3 protein-coding genes are annotated in these 2,945 nt (G+C 70.7%); 2 read left to right on the forward strand and 1 reads right to left on the reverse strand.

Going from position 1 to position 2,945, the window contains the following annotated elements; genetic code table 11:
* Positions 1-630 (forward strand): nucleotide-binding domain containing protein (locus VNR91_RS11195; RefSeq protein ID WP_325490852.1); only part of this gene is annotated, 630 nt, incomplete at its 5' end.
* Complete coding sequence (locus VNR91_RS11200) at positions 627-1,880, forward strand: SGNH/GDSL hydrolase family protein (RefSeq protein ID WP_325490853.1); 1,254 nt, start codon at positions 627-629, stop codon at positions 1,878-1,880. The genes VNR91_RS11195 and VNR91_RS11200, both read left to right, overlap by 4 nt.
* A 70-nt stretch (positions 1,881-1,950) precedes the next feature.
* On the opposite strand, the gene VNR91_RS11205 is transcribed toward VNR91_RS11200, so the two are convergent.
* Positions 1,951-2,945, reverse strand: a 995-nt coding sequence (locus tag VNR91_RS11205) for an acyltransferase (RefSeq protein WP_325490854.1), incomplete at its 5' end; no start/stop codon positions are given.

Raw genomic sequence — 2,945 nt, forward strand, 5'->3', positions numbered from 1 at the left:
GCCGTGGGCAGCTCGGGCGTCACGCGCGCGCTCGTGCTGGCCTGGCGCGCCGCGGGGCGGATCGCGCAGGCGCCGGCCGAGGCGCGCGCCGCCGAGGCCGACCGCCTGCTGGTCGTCAGCGGAAGCTGTTCGCCCGTCACCGCCCGGCAGATCGCGCGCGCGCCGGCCTCCGGCTTCGCGGCCATAGCGGCCGATGTAGGCGCGCTGCTCGAAGGGTCGTCGGCCGAAGCCGCGCGGCTGGCGGACGCCGCCCTCGCCGGCCTGGCGCACGGCCGCCGCGCCGTGATCCACTCGGCCGAGGGTCCGCTCGACCCCGCCGCGCCGGCGGCCGGCGAGAAGCTGGGCGAAGCGCTCGGGCGGATCGCGCTCGACGTCGTCCGCCGCGCGGGCCTCAAACGGCTGCTGTTCGCGGGCGGCGACACGTCGAGCCACGGGGTCGCGCAATTGGGCATCGATGCGCTGACCTGGGCGGCGCCGATCGAGCGCGGCGCGCCGCTGGTGCGCGCGCATGCCGAGGATCCCGCGATCGACGGGCTCGAACTGGTGCTCAAGGGCGGCCAGATGGGAGGCGAGGATTTCTTCGAGGCGGTGCGGCAGGGGCGTTCGGCCCCGCTCGCCGACGCGCCGTGACGACGCGGCTGGCGCGCCTCGGCCTGCTGGCCGCGGCCGTGCTCGGCCCGGCCGCCGCCGCGCAGGACCATCGCCCGCAATGGGTCGAGGCTTATCAATCGAGCCCGGCCGACTTCGATTTCGTGATCCCGAAGGATATGAAGCTCCCCGACGAGGCCCGCGAGCGGCTGCGCGATCGCCCGCCGGTGGTCGGAACCTTGCGCATGCGGCTGACGCTGGGGGCGTCGGGCCATGCGCTGCGCATCCGGATTTCGAACGAGGACGGCACGGAGCCGCTGCTCGTCGACGGCGCCAGCGTCGGCTTCGCCGCCGACGGCTTCGACGCCCGCGCCGGAACGCTTCGCCCGCTCGCCTTCGGGGGCAAGCGGCGCATCACCATCGCCGCCGGCGCCCCGGCGCTCAGCGATCCGGTCGACCTCGACGCCGCCGCGCTCGATGATATCGTCGTCAGCCTGCACCTGCCCCAGTCCCTCAAGCTCAAGGCGTTCGGCAACCAGCGGATGGCGTTCGCGGCGGGGGATCAGTCGTTGTCGCCGCGTCTCGATGGCGGCGACACGATCATCGGACGGCCGCCGGTCAGCGGCGCGCTGGTGCTGAGCGCCGATCCCCCGCGCGTCATCGTCGCATTGGGTGATTCGATCACCGACGGCAATCGGCCGTATGCCGGACAGCTGCACGGGTGGCCCGAACAGCTGCTGCGCCGCCTGGTCGCGGCCGGAGGGAGCGATCCGGTGACCGTCGTCAACGCCGGCATCGGCGGCAACCGGGTGCTGTCGACGAGCTGGGGCGATGCCGCGCTCGCGCGGTTCGATCGCGATGTCGCGCGGGTCCGGGGCGTGTCGCACGTCATCCTGCTCGAAGGCATCAACGATATCGGCCATGGCGGCTCCAGCACGATGTTCGGCCGGAACCCGCCGCTCGACGTTGCCGACCTGATCGCCGGATACGAGCAGATCATCGCCCGCGCGCACGTCGCGGGGATCAAGGTCGTGATGGGGACGCTGACGCCCTTCGGCGGATCGACCAGCCATTCCCCCGAGCGCGAGGCGCAGCGCCAGGCGGTGAACCAGTGGATTCGCACCGCCGGCGTCGCCGACGCCATCATCGATTTCGATGCGGCGGTCCGCGATCCCCGCAATCCGCTGCATCTGCGTTCCGATTATGATTCGGGCGATCATATCCACCCCAGCGAGGCGGGCTACCGCGCGATGGGCGATGCGATCGACCTCGCGCTGTTCGACCGGGACTGACCCGACACGCCTTGGGCTGGAGTTTGATCCGGCCGACTTGAAGCAAGGGGTTTCTACCCCCCTCTGAACTTCAGCGGAGGGCGGTTTCGGCCGCGACGGCCCTGACCGACTGCCTGCGCTCCGCCCGCGCCGAAAGCCAGGCGCGCACCGGTTCGTCGATCCACACCAGCACCGCCCAGGCCAAGCCGACGGCTGCCGCGATCGTCGCCGCCATCACGCTTCCCATCAGCACCGGGCCCGGCTTGGCGCTCCAATTCCAGTGCGCGAAGAACAGCACGAACGGATAGTGGAGCATGTACAGCGGGTAGGACAGCCGCCCGCCGATACCGGCCAGCCGGGTCGTGCTCCGATCGCCCGCGCCGATCATGATGACCAGCGGAAAGGCCACGACCACGCACAGCCAGTCGATCAGCCCGCTCCAGCCCTTGACCAGCGGTACTGCGAACAGCACGATCAGCACCGCCGACAGCAGCGGGAACGCGGCCGGCACCGCGATCTTCAGCCCCAGTCGATGAATCAGCAAGCCCAACGCGAAGGAAGCGATCACCCGGATGGGTGCGCCCCACCAGTCACGCCAGGTGGCCCCCGCATTCATCGAATCCCGCGACAACGCCATCCACAACAGCCCCGCGACGGCCATGGCGGCGATCGCTGCGAGCCATCCCCGGCCGACCCGATGTCCGACCGCCGCATAGGCAAGGTTGATCAGATATTCCTGGAACAGCGACCAGGCGGGGCCATTCAGCGAATGCGTCATGCCCCACATATTGGGCAGCGCCGACGCCGGGATCAGGAACAGCGCCAGCAACAGGTTGGCCGCGAACAAGGCGTAGCCGACGCTGGTGCCGAGTTGCTGCGCGTCGCCGACGAAGGGATTCGCGAGATAGGTGATCGCCCCGAGCAGCGTACCGATCACGACCAGCGGCTGCAGCCGGATCAACCGCCGGGCCACATAGCCGCCAAAGCCAAGCCGCCGCCCCGGAGGCGCAGCGGGCCCGAGCCGCCCGTCATAGGCATGGCCGATCACGAATCCCGACAGGCAGAAGAAGAAATCCACCGCCAGAT

Origin of the sequence: Sphingomonas sp. (assembly GCF_035555815.1) — a bacterium.
In the GTDB taxonomy this organism is placed as follows: domain Bacteria; phylum Pseudomonadota; class Alphaproteobacteria; order Sphingomonadales; family Sphingomonadaceae; genus Sphingomonas.